Below are 20944 nucleotides of genomic sequence, written 5' to 3' on the forward strand. Positions count from 1 at the left end.
TTTGTTGTATGCCCAGCAGGGGCGTCATCTCTAGTGAATCTTCTTCCGTTTCTTCCACTCGAAAAGCACAGGATAAAATAAAAATAAAAGGATATTTGTAAAGACGGAAACCTAAACATCGTACTAAATAAGAAATATTATATATGTTTATCTCTGTGGGTTGTTGTTAGAATAACGTTGTCAGATATTTCTAAACTTAATAAACATAGTTTCATTTAAGTCGGTAAAGCCGAAGTCAATCGGAGAATTCATCCGATTCATGTGCGACAATGAGGGGGGCAATAAAATTTTCAATTAAAAGAAAGCGTTATCATCGTTGAATGGGCATTACCATTATCTTTGCTTTGTTCATAATTTGAAGACAGACTCTAATTGGAAAAGGAGTGCATAAAGTATGTATTCAAGGAAAAGAAGTTTTAAAATTTTTACATGGATGCTCGCTTTAATTCTTATCCTACCCGTATTTAGCTTTAAAAGTTCTTATGCGGCAACAGATACGTACAGTATCTCGGGAACGGATATATTAAAAAACGGTACACCAATTACATTGCGCGGTGTGAATGCAATGCATGTTTTTGACGGCGGAGATCCAAGTCCAATATATACGGCTGGAGGAAGAATTGTAAGAGAGTTCATTGAAAACATGGCGGAAACACCCGTAAACGGAACCACTCCTGTACAGGATAGTCATGGGAAATGGCTTAGACCCTTGGAACTGATTGCAAATAATAATGCGAATGCAGGACTGGTGACGATATTCACTCCTTTTTACTGGGATGGCAATCAGCCAACTTATCTTTCAGGCAAACATCCGTCAAAGACATCCTATTACGCCGATTATAAAGCCAAAATGGCGGAATGGGCCACTAAATTCATAGGCCGATCCGACGTATGGCTTGAAGTGTGGAATGAACCATATAACGATACAGCCTATACGGATGATGAATGGTTAAGTGATATGCAGGATATGGTCGATAATATAAGAAACACTGGATTTACCGGTATCATTCTTGTTCCGGGAAGCAGATGGGGGCAGTCGGAGAGTGTTCTGTTAACAAAAGGTCAGACGTTGTTGAACGGTCGTTCCAATATCCTTTTTGATTTGCATGCGTATGAACAATGGCATGTTGATACGCAAAGTGTGATTGAGACAAGAATCCAAACAGTTAAGGATGCAGGCCTGCCGGTCATATTTGGTGAAGTAGGACCTAATAATGCAAATACTGTAAGTGATACCTTACCATTTCTTAATGCCGCAATGAATAAGGGAAGCAGCGTTACGGCCTGGGTATGGCAAAAAAAGACAACAGATAAAAACTCCCTCTTCGATGATGCAGGAAATCCTAACAATAATGGTAACTTAAATTGGGGAACCAATTATCTTAGTTTTATGAGTGGCATCTGGCCTCCAGTAACACCGATACCGACACCTACACCAACGCCTACACCAACACCGACACCGGGACTGTTTGAAGGCGAAAGTCAATCATGGACTTCATCAATTAAAACAGAATCTTTGACATTCACAGGTTCAAGTGGTGGAAAATACAGATTAATCCATGCTAATGGAGCAGGTGATTATGGGCTGTTTAGTCAGAATATCAATCAAGGTGCGTATAATGTTAAGGTTGGAATCATTAGAAGTAGCAGCGGAGGTATTTTTCAGACGAATATCGGGGGAACGAATTTTGGGTTGCCGATAAATACCTATGCAAGTTCTGCATCGGTATTTGAAGTGGATCTGGGTTCTATAACGATCAGTACTACGGGTTCTCAGACATTCCGGTTTAATGTAACGGGAACGACTGCTCCATCGAAGTCATATGCTGTTAGAATAGACTATGTAAAATTGACTGCTACTACGCCGACCACGACGGCAGTGATGCAGCCGGAAGTGCCGGATGGACAGAACGGATGGTACACCCATCCTGTCGAAGTCCGTCTGAACGCTGATGACGACTTGTCTGGTATTGCCGAAACGACGTACAGTTTTGACAGCGGGACGACATGGCTTCCCTATCAGGATCCGATCATGATCGACAAGGACGGCAAATATACGATCCAATATCGTTCGAGAGATCATGCAGGCAATATGGAAATTCCGAAAGCGATCAGTATTGATCTGGACGCGACTGCCCCGGAGATCGCTGTAAGTGGGATCAATGACGGTGACATTTTCAATGACGCAGGGGATGTGACGCCTGGCATTGTGGTAAACGACGATATGTCAGGAATCAACGAAAGCAATACGACGCTCACCTTGGATACATACGGCTTTCAATCCGGCACCAAGATTCCTCTCTATACGCTGCCACTCGGCCCGCATTCGATAACAGTAGCGGCGAGTGATCAGGCGGGGAATACGAGCATCCAAACAATCCGGTTCGAGACGACGGCGAGCATGATGGCGCTCGATGAGCTGGTACAGCGCTTCACGGAGATGAAATTAATCGATAACGCCGGCATCACAACGAGCCTGCGCAGCCAATTGGCTGCGGGTGCACTGGCAGCGTTTGCGGACCACGTGAAGGCGCAGAGCGGCAAGCACATTTCAAGGGAAGCGGCCGAATATTTGCTAAGAGACGCCGGAAACTTGCTAGCAGAGCAAGCTTAAAATGAGGATGTGGGGACGCATGAATTGTAAAAGGAACAGTTATATTAGAGATAAGTAGGTCGCGCTATCCGAAGTAAAAGCGGATGCTGAAGGACATCGTCTTTTTAAAGACGATGTTTTTTTGCTAGAATCATCAAAAACCTAATTATCGTACAATTAACGAAAATATTATGCATGTTTTTCTTTGAATAAAGCTGATAAAGTATCCATATGAAAAACAATTATCATTATATTTGTGCGAAATAATCTATAAACATTTTAAGAATTCAAGAAGAGAGAGGAGAGCTGGACTATGCAAACGTCAAGAGTTAAGGATGAAGGCATTAGGCAACCGGAACGATTTTCGGACAAATTGATTTACAATAAAGCATTTTTTGAACATGCGATGGAGCATGTTCTTTACAAGATTGATGAGAATTTAAAGGCTTTTAATGGACGTTTTCCGGCAGCGGCAAGTAAAAACCTTGTTTATCCGGTCATCGACAATATGGATTGGACAAACGGATTTTGGACGGGGATGCTATGGTTGGCTTACGAGATAACTGGCGATGCCAAATATGCATCTGCTGCCGAAAGTCAACTACCCGGCTACCAGGAGAGGATCGAGCGCAAGCTGAATGTGGATCATCATGACATGGGATTTCTTTATAGCTTATCCTGTATTGCTGCCTACAAGCTGACTGGCAATGAAACAGCCAAGCAGACAGCGATTATGGCGGCAGAACACCTTACTACGCGCTTTGTGAAGGTTGCTGGGATGATTCAGGCATGGGGGGATTTGAACGTTGCCAGCCACCAACAAGGGCGGATGATCATTGATTGCAACATGAATCTGGGCTTATTATACTGGGCATCCGAAGTAACCGGCGATCCAAAGTATTACGAGATTGCCAAGCAGCACGTCGAGCAGGCGGCTCGTTACATCGTCCGGGATGACGCTTCCACCTATCATACCTATTATTTCGATGTAGAAACAGGTAACCCACTATTCGGCAAGACTGGACAGGGTTTCTCAGACAGCTCCTGCTGGGCGAGAGGACAAGCTTGGGGGATATATGGATTTCCTATAAGTTACAGGTATACCAAAGACCAGTCGTTGCTCGATCTTAATAAGAAACTCATCCATTATTTCCTAAACCGACTCCCAGAAGATCTGGTCTGTCATTGGGATTTAATTTTTACCTCCGGAGCTGAGGAGAAAGACAGTTCTGCTGCAGCCATCGCAGTGTGCGGTATGATTGATACTGCAGCCCAGCTTCCGCTAACAGACGGAATGAGACGATTGTATGAGGTCGCAGCTATAGGCATTCTCGGATCTTTGGTTGAGGGTTATACAACAAAAGATACGCCCGAGTCGAACGGAATTCTTCTTCACGGGGTTTACTCCAAGCCGATTAATGACGGTGTGGACGAATGCTGTATTTGGGGAGACTATTTCTATTTGGAAGCGCTTGTCCGGCTGTTAAGAAACTGGAAACCTTACTGGTGAGGAGAATGCACAATGGAACAAAAAATTCTTAATGTAGGCATAATTGGTCTTGGAGAAGTAGCCCAGGTTATTCATTTGCCGGTATTGGATTCGCTTCCGGATCATTATTGTATTGGGGCAATATGCGATATATCCCCTAAGCTTGTGTCCTATGTAGGTGAAAAATATAACATTAAAAATCAATATACGGACGCAACCGAAATCGTGAAGCAATCCGACCTCGACGTTATTTTCATTTTGAACAGCGATGAATATCATGCAGAGTGCGCTATTGCGGCAGCCAATCAGAAAAAACATGTGTTAATCGAAAAACCTATGTGTCTCACGGAACAAGAAGCGGATGCCATCATTGATGCCCAGAGGCGAAATAATGTGAAAATTATGGTTGGTTATATGAGACGTTATGCCGCTTCCTTTGTGCAAGCAGTGGAGGAGATTGGTGGTATAGGTAATATTCAATATGCCAGAGTCCGGGATATTATCGGGCCCAACAGCTTTTTCGTCAAATCTACAAGCCACGTAGTCAGCTTTGACGATATACCCGAGGAGTTAAAGGCGGATAAACGAAATCGAGCGGCAAAACTGGTTACAGAAGCAACAGGCCTGGATGCGAACTCCCCTTACTTTAGTTTATATCGATTGCTTTGTGGACTGTCCAGTCACGATCTCTCTGTTATGCGGGAGGCGATTGGCATGCCTAAAGGCGTTGTCGGTGCAAAGGTAACGAATAACGGAAGCACTTTCCTAAGCGTGATCTTTGACTATGACCAATTTTCGGTAACATTTGAAACCGGTACGGACCAACAAGGGAGATTCGACGCCCATGTGGAGGTCTATTCGAGCCATAAATCCGTAAAGGTACAATATAATACGCCTTATATTAGACATCTTCCCACTGAGCTGCACATCAGCGAAACGGTTGGAGAAAAATTTACGGAATCCGTGATAAGACCAACCTTTACAGACCCTTACACACTGGAACTTAAATACTTATACGATGTAATTACCCAAGATCTAGAGCCTAAAACTACACCTGAAGATTTTAAACAAGATTTAGCCGTTTTCAAAATGATCATGGATGCCGTCCAACGACACGCATAATACGGTGTTAGAGGAGGACATGTTTTGAAAACAATCAAAGTCGGAATTATCGGGACCGGTTTTATAGGTCCAACACATATTGAAGCTATTCGTCGTATTGGATATGCCGAGGTAGTGGCTGTGGCTGAATCCAATCAGGAGGCAGCGGAGAGGAAAGCGGCGAAGCTGGGCATTCCTATAGCATATGGCAACTACCAGGAGATGCTTCGGAATCCCGATATTCAAGTGATTCATAACTGCACACCCAACCATCTCCATTATGAGATAAATAAGTCCGTTATTTTGTCAGGTAAACATATTTTATCCGAAAAACCATTGTCTATTAACAGTGACCAATCTGCCGAACTGCTAAGACTGGCTGAACAGCATGGAATCGTTCACGGCGTGAACTTTAACTACAGACAGTTTCCAATTTTGCAAGAACTGGCTACTAGGATACGGAATGGTGAACTCGGGAAAATGAATCATGTTCATGGAAGCTATTTGCAGGACTGGCTTCTCTATGAAACCGATTTTAATTGGCGGCTTTTATCGGAGGTAAGCGGGAAATCAAGGACGATAGCGGATATTGGTTCCCATTGGTGCGACACCGTTCAGTTTGTGACCGGGAAAAAAATAGTTGAGGTTTTTGCAGATCTGGCAACAGTAATACCCGTTCGAAAAAGGCCGGTACATCATACTTCTTCATATGGAAGTGAGATTCAAGCTAGCCCAGTTTTTGAGGAAGTATGCATAAATACGGAAGATTATGCTTCGGTTCTTTTACGTTTTGACGATGGGACTAAGGGAGTGTTCACGGTTTCCCAGGTAAGCGCAGGTCGTAAGAACAGACTTAGCTTCGAATTGAACGGCAGTCTAAAATCAGCAAGCTGGAATCAAGAGGAACCGGAGAAGCTATGGATGGGTTATCGGGATAAAGCGAATGAAATTCTGATAGCCGATCCGTCCTTGTTCTCGGAGGCAGCACGCGCAAGCATCCATCACCCTGGGGGACATAATGAAGGCTGGCCAGACGCCCTTAAGAATATGATGCTTGCATTTTACAGTTACATCAGGGACGGGAAAAAGCCATTGAGGGATAAACCCAACTTCGCCACGTTTGCTGAAGGGCATTACTCTATGTGTATTACGGAGGCGATCCTAAAAAGTCATGAGTCTGGACGATGGGTACAGGTGTCTGTGTAGATAACTTTAGATACGTAAAAGAGGTAGGCACTCGGACAAGTAGAAGGGGAGGGGAATGATCCGTCCAATCCGCGAAACCGGAATATGTACGCGGACGCAATGACGGGCGCCTACCTCCTCTTTTCAGACATGTTCGTACCGGTGCAGCAAGGCGGCCTGGTGATTGCGAACGGATTAACAGGCATGAAGGACGTAAATGGCAAAATCAATTCGGAAAGTATTCGGAGGAGGGCGTCTGCAGGAAGGAATCCGGCTGCTGGGCAGGGTGGAGAGCCTGAAGCAGGGGAGCAGGAAAACACTATGTTGCTAAAAATTGAGGATCAGGCTGTTTCGGTCTGGCATTACAGGCTTGATTGAATAGTGGATGGGATAATCAAACTATGTCACAGCTGCCTTCGATAGGAAGAAGGCGTCATGCCGGTTAGTTTTTTGAACATCCGGTTGAAGTAAGAGACATCACAGTAGCCGAGCTCAATTGCGATCGTTTCGACGTTAGTTTCTGTCGTCAGAAGTAGTTCCTCGGCCTTCGTGATCCGGGCACGGTGCATATATTCAATGGGGGCCATGCCATAGTACGACTTGAAACTTGTAATAAGATAGCTGGGATTACGCTGCACAAGCTGGGCTAACTCCTCGATGGATAATGGCTCGCGGAAATATTCCATGATATAATCGCGGACCTGTTGAACGACGCGTGCCTGTTTGCCTGTGCTCTGCATAATCCAATGCTCCTGATGAACACGCACAGCTACCTCGAGCAGCATACTTTCGCACAGCGTTTTGTAGTACATATCCTTCTTGGTCCAAATATGAAACATTTGGGCGTATGTCTGCTTCAAATAGTTGTACAAGGATGCGGTCCGAAACAATAATGCCTGTCCTTGCAAATGGGAGAAATGCTGAAAGAGGCCGTCACCCGTCCAATGAATCGAAAGCTTGGTATGCGCATGCTTGACAGGTTCTGCCTGTCGGGACAACTGCTCCCCAATAAACAGAACCTCCCCCTGTTTGACTGTAATGTGAGTGTCGTTAATCCAATAAGAGCACTCACCCTTTTCGACAAACATCAGCAGATGATGTGGGATATCGCTTATCGACTTGTAGCCCTCCCAATTCTTGGGGTAGTTCATCTCTTTCACGTTTACGACATGAATCACAGCCTTTTACCTCCTTGGACGAGTGGTACACTTCGTTCTGCCAAGCTTGTGTCGCTTGAAAAGAAAGTGTTTACAGAGATCTTATCAAAAATCTAACTATCGTACAATTATTAAAGATATTATGCATGTTTTTCTTAAAATAAAGTTGATAAAGTTTCTATATGAAAAACAATAATCATTATATTTGTACGAAATCGCGGGGTGAGTTGCATGTCTAATGGTGATCGTAGTATCACTTATTTAAATTTACTAGAGCAATGGGCGAGATCCACGAGTCCTTATCTGTACGACTGTCCGGATCGGCCCGGTTTGTCTTACTATGGCACCGGAGAAAACGGTTGGGGGGTCCAGACGAACCAAAAGGCCTTCGCTGCTTTCGCGATGCTGGCTGCCGATCCGCGCTTTCGAGAGGATGAGACATTCTCCAAAGAGAGTGTAAAAGCGCTCGCGCTGAGACTGTTGAGATTTTCCCTTCAGTCACATATTGAGGGGGATTACCATTGTACTGACGGCACCAAATGGGGCCATACCTGGATCAGTGCGCTTGGCATCGAACGGATGATGCACGGTGTTCAGGCGATAGAATCTTACCTGACAGAAGGGGATAAATCGTTGCTTCGCAAGGTGCTCATTTCCGAGAGCGACTGGCTTCTCGATCATTATAAGATCGAAGGCGGCTTATACAACAAAGACGGGAAGAATAAGCCCGAGAGCAACATTTGGAACGGGGCGTTGCTGTTTCGGACGGCTGCGTGGTATCCCGATTGTCCGGGGGCCGAGTTGTACTTGGAGAAAGCGCGCACATTTTTTATTAATGGAGTATCGGTTCCCTCGGATGCGTTTGATGAAACGATTATGAATGGGAAGAAAATATCGGAACGGTTCGCAGGCGCTAATTTTTTTGAATCGATGGCGCTTAACCATCATGGATACTTAAACGTGGGTTACATGGTGATCTGTTTGTCAAACCTGGCGATGCTTCATTTTATGTACCGCAGCCAAGGAACGAACGCCCCGGAAGAACTGTATCGTCACGTGCGTGAGCTTTGGGATGTCGTCAAGTTATGCACCTTTCCTGACGGTAGGCTGCTGAGGATCGGAGGAGACACTCGGATACGCTACACGTACTGTCAAGATTATGTGATCCCCGTATGGCATATGATGAAGGACGTGCTGGGCGACCCGGATTGCGACCGGTTCGAAGAAGGCTGGCTGCAGCAAATCAAGACCGAGATGGACGCAGGCGACGATGGTTCATTCCTCTCGAGGCGGTGCGACTCGATGCAAGAAATGTCTCCGCTTTATTACACTCGCCTTGAATCCGATCGGGCATCGGCTCTGTCAATGGGGCTGGCTTGGGGGAAATTTACCGCCAAAGTTGGGGATAATGGACAGCAAGCTCCTTTGCAGCCAATTGTCCAGACGGAGCCGGATGGCAGCCAGTCGTGGCATGACGAGTACCATGGAGCCTATTTGCATCGGGGCAAGCGGCGGATCGCGTCATGGGTTTGGGAATCGGGGGAAAAGCCGCAGGGGATCTGCCTGCCGCCCGATTGCAGCGATATGGCGGAGTGGAAAGAAAACATGGCCGGCCGCATTACCGGGCTCGGGCGGGTGAACGAACAGTGGTTGGAACAGCACGATGGCAATGTCTTCACTGGCGGGTTCGTTACTTGGGGGAGCCTTCTCATCCATACGCAGGGGCTTCTGGCAGAAGGGCAGCCGAATCATAACATTGCGCGAAACCGGATTGTCTGCGCCGCCTTGCCAGATGACAAGCATATGATTGTGCTTCAACATGCCGAGGCGCTGGAGCACAGCACGTACGTCAAGCAGGTGAAGGGTTTTCATCTGCTTATCCCGAACGACATATTCAATGGGAACAGCCGAACGTACTTTTACGGAGACGAGCATCGCTTGTTGGAAGGACAGGGAAGCGGCGAGGAGCTCATTCGCACCGGCTCCGTATGGTTGAATGTAGATGACCGTCTTGGCGTTATCGCCGCGTATGGGCCAGAGGAGTTGTCCATCTATCGGCCGGGTCGCAGGCAGATCGGACTGAGGGAGAATCTTGTAAATGCCGGGACGGAAGGCGGTCTGTACGCGGACGAACTATGCGGTCCGTACGAACAGGGACTGAAGGTCGTCAATGCCGGCAAGAAGCTGATCGACGCCGGATTCGTTATTCAGGCCGATGAGGACCATACTGGCACGAAAAAAACTGCGGAAACGGATGGCTTCATTTCGCAAATCATCTATCCCGAAGGTTGTGTCAGAGGCGTTATTATGAAAGGCGCCGATGGCTCTATTTATGCGCTTGCCGCCAATTTCGGAGATACAGTCGAAACGATAACTCTAGAGGGTACGAGGGTCAGAAATGTAGCCGATGGAAAATGGATAACATCGAAGAACGAAGGACTGATCGAAATCACGATTCAACCGGGGCAGCCTCAATTGCTTCAAGTCGAGCGCTCGATCTGAACAAAATCGGTATTGACTTGCTTTATTAATGATGGACAACTGCCTGGCGCATTTTTAACGATACAGTCAATTCTGTACCGTGCACCTACGCGCGTCAGATAGTTTACATTTCTGCTTTGAATGCCATTCTCGTGCATGTACGCAACAAGATACTTTGTGGTCGTCTGCCTTACGGTACAGGCTATGTATTCCATTTAGGCCCCTGAGCTAGGGGGTCTTTTTTTGTTTTGTTCCTGATCCTTCCTTCTCTTCAACTACGTAACACATGGGGTAATATATCAAAAACAAGCAAGAATTCTCCTATTGTTGCGGATCCATGAGCCACTTAACCCACAGGCCGACACTTTAGATACGTCCCGACTACGGGTTCTTTGCAATTTTTTTGAATATCACCAGAAATTGAAGGATTGTCTTCTACACCAGATAAAAGCGATATCTTATAATTAAAACACACTAGACAAGAGAAGGTGATGAGGTTGAAGGAAGCTGGCATCCTGATCGGCAAGAAGCCGGAGACGATAGGCGCCAAGACTGGGAGCCGCCGTTGGCGGCTGATTCGAAGCAATCTGGACATGTACGCCTTACTGCTGCCGGGCATCGTATTCCTGTTGCTATTTAAGTACACGCCTATGTACGGCGTTGTAATTGCCTTTCAGGACTTCAATATTTTCAGCGGCATCTCAGGCAGCGAATGGGTCGGGCTCGATCAATTTGCAAGGCTGTTCCGCTCAGACGAATTTTACCAGGTGTTTGTCAATACGCTGCTTATCAGCCTGTACAAGATCGTCATTCTGTTCCCGGTCCCAATTGTTATTGCCCTATTTTTGAATGAAGTTAGGAAAATGTTCTTCAAACGGACGATTCAGACGATCATTTATTTACCGCATTTTTTATCCTGGGTCATTATCTCCGGCCTGTTCATTAACATACTGTCGCCGACGAGTGGGATTGTGAACGAGGTGATTAAAGCACTGGGCGGTCAACCGATCTCGTTTCTGACTGACAATCATCTGTTCCGCAGTGTGATCGTCTTCACGGCTGGTTGGAAGGAAGCTGGCTGGAACGCCATCGTCTTCATCGCAGCCGTGGCGGGCATCGATCAGGAGCAATACGAGGCTGCGGCGATCGACGGCGCGGGTCGCATCCGGCAGATGCTCTCGATTACGCTTCCGGGCATCATGGGTACAATTGTGCTTATGTTTATCCTGCGCATCGGCAGTCTGCTTGAGGCCGGGACGGAACAAATCATGACGATGTACAACCCGCTTGTCTACAAGAGTGGCGACGTCATCGGCACTTATGTGTACCGCATTGGGTTGGGGCAGCAGGATTACAGCTTCAGCACGGCGGTCGGGCTGTTCAATTCCGTGATCGGCTTTCTGCTCATCATCATCGGAAACATGGTAAGTCGCAAATTTCTCAAGCGAAGCATTTGGTAAGGGGTTGAAAAGTTATGCAAAGTAAAACAATCGGAGACCGCGCGCTCGATACCGTCATCTACGTCGTTCTGGTCTTCATGGGGCTCATTACGCTGCTCCCTTTCGTCAACGTGCTGTCCAAGTCGTTCAGCGAGGAATGGGCAATCGTGGCAGGGAAGGTCGGGATCTTCCCTATCGGGTTTCAGTTGGATACGATGCGCTACGTCGTCACCAACCATCAATTCCTGCACTCGCTGTACATCTCAGTGCTCGTGACTGTTATTGGATCATTGGCATCCCTGTTGGTGACCGCTTTGACAGCCTACCCGCTGTCAAAGCGGCATCTGCCTGGCATGGGCGTGATAATTGTGCTATTTATTTTCACGATAATGTTCCATGGGGGCACTATTCCGAACTACCTGCTTCTTCGGAAACTCAACCTGCTCGATCACCTCGGAGCGCTCATCCTTCCGGCACTGGTCAGCGTGTTTAATATGTTGATCATCAAAAGTTACTTCGAGACGCTCCCGGAGGGTCTTGAGGAATCCGCGAAGCTGGAAGGCGCGCGCAATATGACAATTCTGTTCCGCATCATTCTTCCGCTGAGCGGCCCCGTGCTGGCTACCATTGGACTATTCTACGCTGTTCATTATTGGAACGACTACTTTGGACCGATGATCTACATCAACAGCACATCGCTCAAGACGCTTCAATTGTATTTGCAGGACATCATTGTGAACGCCGACACGTCCTCGATGGAAAAAAGCGGTGACGACCTGTTGAACGTTCCGGCGGAAGGCGTTCGTTCAGCGACGGTGATCGCGTCCGCCATTCCGATCCTGCTCGTATACCCTTTTCTACAAAAGTATTTTATTAAAGGAGTGCTTATCGGTTCGGTCAAAGGGTAAGCCCGGTGTTGCATTAATTCTCCTGGGTTAACCCAGGAGTTTAATGATATATACTACATTCAGGAGGGTCAAACAATGAGAAAAAGCATGAAAGTGTTCCAAGCGACGGCGGCTGTTTCGCTCCTCGCCATGACGCTCGCAGCCTGCGGGTCGAACGGCGAAGCAAACGACGCAAACGTCAGCGCTTCTGCCCCGGCTTCCGAAGTGAACAAGCCGACATTGAAACGGCTTGGTATTTATTCAACTGAAGACATGAACGCGCATCCGGTGGCGAAATTTCTGGAGGATAAGACGGGCTACAAAGTGCAGTACGATACGCTTCCGAAGGACAAGGCGCCTGAAAAACTCAATCTACTGATGGCATCGGGCGAAGATTACGACACCGTTCAATATTATGCGGATACAGCAGCTTTGGCGCTATATTCGGATTATGCTCATCAAGGTGCGCTGACGGATCTGACACCGCTTATCGACAAGTACGGACCGAATATCAAGAAGGCTATCTCGCAGCAGTCGCTGGACGCGGTGAAGATCGACGGCAAAGTGTATGCGCTTCCTTCAATTCAGTCGTACAAGATCGGCTCCAGCATTCTGATCCGCAAGGACTGGGTGGAGAAGGTCGGCATGCAGATGCCGACGACGACGGAAGAATTGAAGGCCGTCTTGAAGGCTTTCAAGGACAAGGATCCGGGCGGCCACGGCGACCAGGACGTTCCGCTGACGATCAGCGGCGACAAGGCGATGCTCGATGACATCGTGGGCGCTTTCGGATTGGCGAGCGCCTGGAACGACGTGGAAGGAAAACTCGTTCCTCGGGCACTTGACCCGTCTTTCAAGGATTATGTCACCTATGTGTCGGATCTGTACAAGGGAGGTTTGCTGGACAATCAATTCGTCGTCAACAAAGCCGCCACGACCATGGAGAAGTTCACCAGCGGCAAAGCCGGCGCGATGATCGCCCACTGGGCGGACATTCCGAAGATTAACGAAGCGTTGCAGAAGACCGATCCGAACGCCAAGTTCGAATTTCTCGGCGCGTTGAAGGGGCCGAACGGGGAGGCGGGCTTATCGGCCAATACGGGTTTCGACAGGCTAACCTTTATTCCAAAGGCGTCTAAGCACCCGGAAGATGCGATCAAGTGGATCAACGCCACGCTGGATCCGGTGACATTCAAGGGACTGTCTATTGGAGAAGAAGGCAAGCATTATAAAGTCGAGAACGGCGCCTATATGCCAATCTTGCCGATCTTCAACGACGAGCGCGCCCCGGCAAACAACTACATGTCGGGAATGGACGAAGCGAACTATCCGCAGTATTGGCAAGCCCGCGTTCGTAAGGATCCTGCCTTGTTCCAGCAGTTCGATCTCCTGAATAACAAGCAGCCGGATGCCGTGAAGATCGCGAATCCGCTGGGACTTGCGCCGTATCTTCCAAATTATTCCAAGAACAATGGACCGTTGGAAGCGATGGTGAGCGAATATACGATAAAACTCATCGCAGGTGCGGAGCAACTATCTGGAATCGCGGACTTCCAGGCGAAGTACAAGGCGGCAGGAGCGGAGGACAGCATGAAGGAAGTCAACGACTGGTACGCAAAGACTAAAAAATAGCAAAGAAAGCCGCGGCAGCTCGTTCACGAGCCTGCCGCTTCATTTGCATTGGAGGTACGATGATTATAAACCAAGTGCAGTATTCCTCTCATCTTGAAGTTTAAACGCATCTACACCGCCCGATTACGATATGTCTCACGCTACAATTTTCACCGTTTCTGCTTGGTCAATACTTGAACGAGAAAATGAAGAAGGATCAGGTGCAGGTCTTCTACCACTGTGAATTCGTCGGGTCGATTGGCAAGGTAGGGCGCATTCATGGCGGTCATCGTCTCGCAGGAATCGCAGCCACCCTGTCTCTCAAAGACGAGCTGTCGATGCATAATATACCTATGGACAATCTGTATGCAGTATTGGAAAATCAAGGTGTGAGGTTTATCAGCCGCTGACTGACGGATCGGTCCTGGGCGGTGGAAAGGGAGGAAATAGCTGTGTACAAATTACTGATCGTGGACGACGAGCCGACAGTGAGATCCGGATTGAAATCCTACTTCGATTGGTCCTCCTTCGGCGTCGAGGTGATGGGAGAGGCTGACGACGGAGACGTGGCACTGAGCATGATCGAGCGGGAGCGCCCCGATCTGGTGCTGACTGACGTCCGCATGCCGAAGATGGATGGTATCTCGCTGTCGCGGCATCTGTCGGAGCGTTATCCGGAGTCCAAAATTATTTTTGTGAGCGGCCATGATGAGGTCAATTATTTGAAGTCCGCGCTTAAGGTCAGCGCGGTCGACTATATTTTCAAGCCGGTCGATCTGGATGAGCTGCGCGGCGTCATGGCCCGCGTCGTCGCGGAACTGGACGCTGAACGGGCAGAGCGACGGATGACGGAGGAATTGCAGGTCAAATTAAAGGAAGGCATGCCGCTGCTTCGCGAGAAGTTTCTGCTGTCTCTCATCGGCGATAGGGAGCCGACTGGGCTGCGCGACCGGATCGCCTTCCTTGGGCTGGATTTGCCTACGGACGCCGCCTACTGGGTGATGGTCATCTCCGTCGACGATCTGGCCGAGGTGCTGGCCAACCGGTCGGAGCGAGACTGGCAACTGCTCTCTTACTCGGTGTTGAACATCTGCCAGGAGCTGACGGAGCGCTATATGGTCGGCTACGTGTTCGAGCATCGCAGCGGCGAATTCGTCGGCATTCTGCGGACAGCCGGATCGGGCGGCGCCGAGGAATCGGTGGAGACGTTGATCACGCTGGCCGCGGATATCCGGGACAATTTGGAGCGGTGGCTGAAGATCGGCGTGACGATCGGCATTGGTGACCAGGTTGAGTGGTTGACCAGCCTGCGCCACTCGTACCGGCAAGCGCGCGAAGCCGCCGATCACAAATGGTATTTGGGCAAGAACCGAATTATTACGATGGACAGTCTTGAGACGCCCGAGACCGAAAGTGGCCAGCACAGCACCTTCGATCCGGCGCTAAACGAGCAACTGCTCTCCGCGCTCAAGGCCGCCGATGGGGACCAGCTTGGCGAAGTGCTGGACCGAATCTTCGCCGATCTGAACCGCAACCGCCGAGACGGGCTGAAGTATGGCCGCAACGTCTGCCTGCAGATCGTGCTTGCGGCTTCCCGGCTGCTTCTCGAATTGAACGCACAGTCGCCGGAGTGGGACGCGGAGGAATCTGTATTGTGGGATTCGCTGTTCGAGCGAGAGACGCTGGGCGAGATGCGTCAGATGATCGAATCGCACTTGTCGGTGGCGTGCGAACGCATCGGCAAGAAGCGGACGGGGAAGCTCGCGAATCTGGTTGAACGGGTGCGGGCGGTTATCGACGAACGGTATGCAGAGAGCGGTCTAACCGCGGCCGATATCGGCAAGGCGGTGTATTTGACACCGACTTATGTCAGCCTGCTTTTCAAACAGGAAACCGGTCAGACAATCAATGAGTATTTGACGCAGGTGCGGGTGGAGCGGGCGAAGGAGCTGCTGCGCGATCCGTACCACAAGTTCTACGACATCTGCCATGCGATCGGCTACACGGACCCGAGCTACTTCACGAAGCTGTTCAAGAAAGCGACGGGAATGACGCCAAGTGCCTACCGTGACAACTATGCGTAACAGGGCCAAGTCCACCGCTCCTGCCGCATCTTCCGGTGCCGGGCGCTTTCGCCGCTTCGTCCGCCGCTTCTCAATCCCCAGGCAGTGGCTGCTCACATATCTGCTGCTGATCGTCGTGCCGGCGGGCGTCTTCCTGTACGGCTATTACGAGCGTTCCGCATCGATTCTGCACGACGAAATCATCCGCACGACGCAGCAGACGCTGAAACAGGCTGGCAGCAACCTATCCTATCGGCTGGAGCATATCGAGGACATCAGCAACGTAGCCTTCATGAATCCCAAGCTGCAAGCGTATTTGTCTGTCGGGCCGGACGACAGGTCGATCGGCATCCAGATGGACGTGATAAAGGAGCTGCGCTACTTGGTCGATACGGTTCAGTCGAATAACGACGTGTACCGAGTCCGTCTATTCGTCGACAAGTCGAAGCTGTATGCGGCGGAGCGGATCAATTTTTTCTCGCTCGAAAGCCTGAAGGACCGCCCCTTGTATTCTTCGATCATCCAAGCGAATGGCAGCATCGTGTGGACGAACGATTACCAGGAGACGTATCTGGACGCCGGTAGTGTGAATATATTTTCGGCTACTCGGATGCTGCGCGACCCATTTCATTACGACCAGGTGTCGGGTGTGCTCATGATCGACGTGCAGGAGAAACTTGTGATCGACATCTTGTCGGCGCTGCAGCTGTCGCCGGGAACGCAGGTCTATCTGGTGGACGCCAAAGGCATCATCGTTTACCATCCCGACCGGTCGCTGATCGGTACGCAGGCCGACGCCGACTTGTTGGGCGTGCTGAAGAAAGGGGAGGAGGGCAGCGGCTCCTTCAAGCGGGATGGGAATGATGTTATGTTCACGACTCTGCATCCGACCGGCTGGAGGCTGGTGGCGCAGGGCACCGAATCACAGCTGTCGCAGCATGCCGCGAAGCTGACCCAGCGGTCGGAGCTGACTTCGCTGCTTGAATACGTCGCGCTGTTTCTCGTGCTGCCGTTCGCCCTTCTCGCCATCATTGTGCGAGGGGTGAACCGGCGGGTGAATCAGGTCAACACCGTTATCCAGCGGGAGGGAATGGAAGGGCTGCACGAGTTGCCGCCTGTGAACGGGGACTTTCATATGCTGGAGCGCAGTGTTGATCAGCTGGTTCTGCGCGTGCGCACGCTGGTGGAAGAAAAGTACAAAGCTGAGCTTCACGAGCGCGAAGCCCTGCTGCAAGCGTTGCAGGCGCAAATCAATCCGCATTTTCTGTACAATACGCTGGATACGATCAACTGGATCGCGATCAGCAAAGGTGCCGCGGACATCAGTAAGATGATCAAACGTCTAGCGAAGTATTTCCGGCTTAGTCTGAACAAGGGCCAGAGCATCGTCAGCGTGGAGGACGAACTGCGATTGGTGCAGGTTTATTTGGAGATTCAGCAGACCCGCTTCCCGAATACGTTCGAATTCCGGCTGGACATTGAGCCGGGACTGGAAGACTGCCGGATGCCAAAGCTGACCTTGCAGCCGATCGTCGAGAATGCGCTTCTGCATGGGATTCGCAAGTCGAAGGACAATCGGGGCACGATCGTCATCTCGGTTTGCAAGGATCGGGGAGATCTGCTATTGACCGTCTCCGATGACGGCATCGGCATGAATGAGGAATTGGCGAACAAGCTTCTCACGACGGCTCCGTCTGAAACCAAGTCGGCAGTCTTCGAGAACGGCAGCTCCTACGGACTGTACAACGTCAACGAGCGGATCAAACTGTATGCAGGCGATGATTACGGCATTGCGATCTATTCGGAGCCTGGCGCCGGGACGACTGTCACGGTAAGGCTCCGCACCGACTTGGCGCCGAATGAGGACACGAATGAGAAGAGCTAGGATCCACGTGGATCCTAGCTCTTCCTGTTGTTGTACGCCCAGCATGAGCGTCATCTCTAGGGTGAAAGCCCCGAACGGAGGCTGGCGAACGCTTACCGTTAGCCAAGAGCTGGACTTGTAGCCCTCAGTGGTTGCGGGCAGAAAGATGACGTTCTTATCTGGGGGAGACGGGACGCCGGAAACGGAAGGCCCGAACCAAAAGGAGAGAGGAAAGCGATGCGATCGCATGAAGAGCTAAGACAGCAGAGCATCACGTAAGAGAGTTTGCGGCAAAGAGAAGCGGTGAAGCCGTCAGGGTATGCCGGAGTGCCAAGTTCTTCTCTCGCGAAGCAAATAATGTATAAAAATGGAGTTTGTTACAAAAAATTAGATGGTTACCATAAGGCCATTTGGGAACTCCAGCCAGGAAGGATTTTATTCACAATGAAAACAGAGTTTAAAAGCCTCGATCAATTATTACAATTATCCAGTAAATCGAGTGACTTTAAGACAACAACGATTGTACTTGGTAAACAAGAAGTGAGTATTTTTTATTATAGTACCTTAATCGATGCGAAGTGGATGCAGCAACATTTGATTCATGTGGTGCAGAATCGCGCATTGGATTCTGAAATCAAGGATATCGAGGATATTAAAGCTTGGATTCCTATTAATGATATCGATATTACAGACGATTTAACGAAAATTCAATCCAAACTGCTGAAGGGATATGCGATCGTTCAACTTCATGGTAACGAACAAAAGTGTGTCTTGGTTAATTTAGCTGACAATCATGGATTGCGAAAAAATAATGATACAGAAAACGAGTTTAGCGTAGTCGGCCCTAAAGTCGGTTTCATAGAGGATCTGGATACAAACATCGGGTTGTTAAGAACAATAATCAATATACCAAACTTGATTATAAAAGAAATTATTGTTGGAACAACTTCAAAAACAAAAGTCGCAGTTATTTATATCGATGGCGTGACAAATGAACAAAATGTACAAACAGTTGAGCAAAGGCTCTCTGGCATTGACCACGATGTCGTATTTGATTCGTCCGTCCTGGACCAAATGATATCTGACAATTCATTGACGCCATTTCCATTGTTTGTATCCACGGAACGCAGAGACCGAGTGGTGTATTCACTTATTAATGGGCAAGTTGCGATCATTAGCGACGGATCACCTTATTTTGTGCTTGGGCCTTCTACATTGTTTGATTTTTTTATTTCCCCGGAGGATTATTATTTGCCATGGATACTAGGTTCTTTTTTTCGATTGATTCGTATCTTTGGTGTCATTTTTTCACTGTTTACCACGTCAATGTATGTTGCGATAACCACTTATCATTATGAAGTCATTCCAAAAGATTTGCTAAGCCCCCTCATTTTTTCCAGAATGAATGTTCCATTTCCGCCCTTCTTTGAGGTGCTTTTTTTAGAAATAACCATTGAGTTTCTCCGAGAAGCTGGGGCCAGATTACCAACAAAAATTGGTCAAACCTTAGGTATTGTTGGAGGAATTGTAATCGGTCAAGCTGCAGTTGAAGCAGCTTTAACAAGTAACATTTTGCTAATTCTTGTCGCGCTATCGGCTTTAGCCTCATTTACGACACCGATATATAAGATGTCAAATGCGATACGATTTTTACGATTTCCTATCATCATTCTAGCCGCGTTATGGGGGGGAATTGGTATATTTATCGGTTTGGGCTTTCTGTTTGTCCATATTATTCGTTTAAAATCACTAGGCTCTCCTTACATTGTTCCGATTTTTCCATTAAGGATTATGTCTTTTAAAGATGGTTTTATCCGTTCATCTTTTCAAATTCTGAATAAAAGACCTCAACATTTAAGACCAAAATCTTCAGTTAGGTATTTGCCTAAATCAGTTAAACAGAAAAATGACCTTGATGAAGAATAAATTAGGAAAGAGAGATATTATGATGGGGAGGAAAATTGTTCCGGTTATCATTTTGTGCGCAGTTTTATCGGCTTGTGCTGATCCAAAAATTGTGAATGAGATTTGTCTTGTCCATGTAATTAGCTTTGATACTGTTGCGAATGGCATAGAAAGCGCTGCTCTAATTGCTCACTATAAAGAACAGGAAAAAACAGAACTCCAAATTTTACATACGGAATCCAACTCTAATAATGGCATTCAGCCACGACTAAATACGCGGACAAATCGTCTCCTTGAAAAGGGACAGCTAAGGATGGTGTTATTCGGAAAAACGCTTGCAGAAAAAGGGATCGGGACTGAAATCCATAATTTACTTCGTGATCCTAAAATTTCATCAAGGCTTCAACTTGGAGTCGTGAATCGGGACACTTCGGAACTGTTGGAAGTCACCAAAAAATCTCACGAACCGTTTTTTTTATCGGATATGATTGAGCAAAACATAAAAAACGGAAATTTACCGATGATGAACCTACATGTATCCTTGTTTAATTATTATGGTGCAGGACGAGACATGTTTTTACCATATTTTAAAATAGATCACGGAGAAGTAAAAATCGATGGTTTGGCTTTATTTAGAAGTGATCAAAACATAACCGAAATTAGCATGAAGGATGCTTTCTTATTAAAAATGCTTATTCAGAACTCAAAGAATGGAACCTACAAGGTTCCAGTTACAGGAAGGACATCTGACAAACAGGGCGATGATATTATTTCATTGAGAAGCATGTATTCAAAGGCACACTATACTGTGAACAAAGTTAAACCAGTCCCTTCCATTTCAATTCGGTTGAAATTGGTGACAGAACTTCAGGATATACCGAGTTGGATGGATTTGAGTTCAAAAGAGCAGCTTACACAACTTGAAAAAACGATGGGTTCTTATTTAAAAAAGGAAATTGAAAAATTACTTTCACTATTGAAAGAAAATAAGGTTGATCCAGTCGGCCTTGGCGACTTAGTAAGAAGTCGGTCAAAGGAATGGAGTGCTCCAGATTTCGAAAAAGTGTATCAAGAAATAAAAACAACAGTAAGTGTTCAGGTTGAAATCCCCAATACAGGTAGTTCTTGAGATGTGCCTGGAAGTTCAGTTTAGTGAGTGAGGTGGTTCG

At 48.0% G+C, this 20944-nt stretch carries 15 protein-coding genes; 14 read left to right on the forward strand and 1 reads right to left on the reverse strand.

The features are described from left to right. Positions 1–394 precede the first annotated feature (394 nt). The 5 genes from ABE504_RS21975 to ABE504_RS21995 all read left to right on the forward strand — a co-directional run bounded on the left by ABE504_RS21975 (position 395) and on the right by ABE504_RS21995 (position 6746). Entirely contained in the window at positions 395–2614 is a 2220-nt protein-coding gene (locus tag ABE504_RS21975; RefSeq protein ID WP_430092658.1) for an OmpL47-type beta-barrel domain-containing protein, read from the forward strand. Positions 2615–2906: 292 nt separating this feature from the next. Next, positions 2907–4103, forward strand: a complete 1197-nt coding sequence (locus ABE504_RS21980) for a glycoside hydrolase family 88 protein (RefSeq protein WP_430092660.1) — start codon at positions 2907–2909, stop codon at positions 4101–4103. 12 nt (positions 4104–4115) lie between these two features. Next, positions 4116–5204, forward strand: coding sequence for a Gfo/Idh/MocA family protein (locus ABE504_RS21985; protein WP_430092662.1), 1089 nt, complete (start codon positions 4116–4118; stop codon positions 5202–5204). Between the two features lie 24 nt (positions 5205–5228). Beyond that, entirely contained in the window at positions 5229–6389 is a 1161-nt protein-coding gene (locus ABE504_RS21990) for a Gfo/Idh/MocA family protein (protein WP_430092664.1), read from the forward strand. 99 nt (positions 6390–6488) lie between these two features. Next, complete coding sequence (locus ABE504_RS21995; protein WP_430092666.1) at positions 6489–6746, forward strand: hypothetical protein; 258 nt, start codon at positions 6489–6491, stop codon at positions 6744–6746. Between the two features lie 26 nt (positions 6747–6772). Here ABE504_RS21995 and ABE504_RS22000 read toward each other — a convergent pair whose 3' ends face one another. Continuing rightward, positions 6773–7546 carry a helix-turn-helix transcriptional regulator gene (locus tag ABE504_RS22000; RefSeq protein WP_430092668.1) on the reverse strand — a complete coding sequence of 258 codons (774 nt, stop codon included), beginning with the start codon at positions 7544–7546 and terminating at the stop codon, positions 6773–6775. Between the two features lie 210 nt (positions 7547–7756). Here ABE504_RS22000 and ABE504_RS22005 point away from each other — a divergent pair, with 210 nt between their 5' ends. The 9 genes from ABE504_RS22005 (at position 7757) to ABE504_RS22045 (ending at position 20904) form a co-directional block, all read left to right on the forward strand. Beyond that, positions 7757–10027, forward strand: a complete 2271-nt coding sequence (locus ABE504_RS22005) for a hypothetical protein (protein ID WP_430092670.1) — start codon at positions 7757–7759, stop codon at positions 10025–10027. A gap of 470 nt (positions 10028–10497) precedes the next feature. After that, complete coding sequence (locus ABE504_RS22010; protein WP_430092673.1) at positions 10498–11466, forward strand: ABC transporter permease; 969 nt, start codon at positions 10498–10500, stop codon at positions 11464–11466. A 14-nt stretch (positions 11467–11480) separates the two neighbouring features. Beyond that, positions 11481–12353 carry a carbohydrate ABC transporter permease gene (locus ABE504_RS22015; RefSeq protein ID WP_430092675.1) on the forward strand — a complete coding sequence of 291 codons (873 nt, stop codon included), beginning with the start codon at positions 11481–11483 and terminating at the stop codon, positions 12351–12353. 75 nt (positions 12354–12428) lie between these two features. Then, positions 12429–13964: an extracellular solute-binding protein gene (locus tag ABE504_RS22020; RefSeq protein WP_430092678.1), complete on the forward strand. Its 1536-nt coding sequence runs from the start codon at positions 12429–12431 to the stop codon at positions 13962–13964. A gap of 185 nt (positions 13965–14149) precedes the next feature. Then, on the forward strand, positions 14150–14353 hold the full coding sequence (locus tag ABE504_RS22025; protein WP_430092680.1) for a hypothetical protein: 204 nt from the start codon (positions 14150–14152) through the stop codon (positions 14351–14353). Between the two features lie 42 nt (positions 14354–14395). Further along, positions 14396–16027 carry a response regulator gene (locus tag ABE504_RS22030; RefSeq protein ID WP_430092681.1) on the forward strand — a complete coding sequence of 544 codons (1632 nt, stop codon included), beginning with the start codon at positions 14396–14398 and terminating at the stop codon, positions 16025–16027. Next, positions 16020–17891 carry a cache domain-containing sensor histidine kinase gene (locus ABE504_RS22035; protein WP_430092796.1) on the forward strand — a complete coding sequence of 624 codons (1872 nt, stop codon included), beginning with the start codon at positions 16020–16022 and terminating at the stop codon, positions 17889–17891. Before ABE504_RS22030 ends, ABE504_RS22035 begins: the two co-directional genes overlap by 8 nt. A gap of 423 nt (positions 17892–18314) precedes the next feature. Next, positions 18315–19796 carry a spore germination protein gene (locus ABE504_RS22040; RefSeq protein ID WP_430092684.1) on the forward strand — a complete coding sequence of 494 codons (1482 nt, stop codon included), beginning with the start codon at positions 18315–18317 and terminating at the stop codon, positions 19794–19796. Then, positions 19786–20904, forward strand: coding sequence for a Ger(x)C family spore germination protein (locus tag ABE504_RS22045; protein WP_430092686.1), 1119 nt, complete (start codon positions 19786–19788; stop codon positions 20902–20904). The genes ABE504_RS22040 and ABE504_RS22045 overlap by 11 nt, the downstream gene beginning before the upstream one ends. Positions 20905–20944: the final 40 nt, after the last annotated feature.

Source organism: Paenibacillus oryzisoli (genome assembly GCF_050467285.1).
In the GTDB taxonomy this organism is placed as follows: Bacteria; Bacillota; Bacilli; order Paenibacillales; family NBRC-103111; genus Paenibacillus_E; species Paenibacillus_E oryzisoli_A.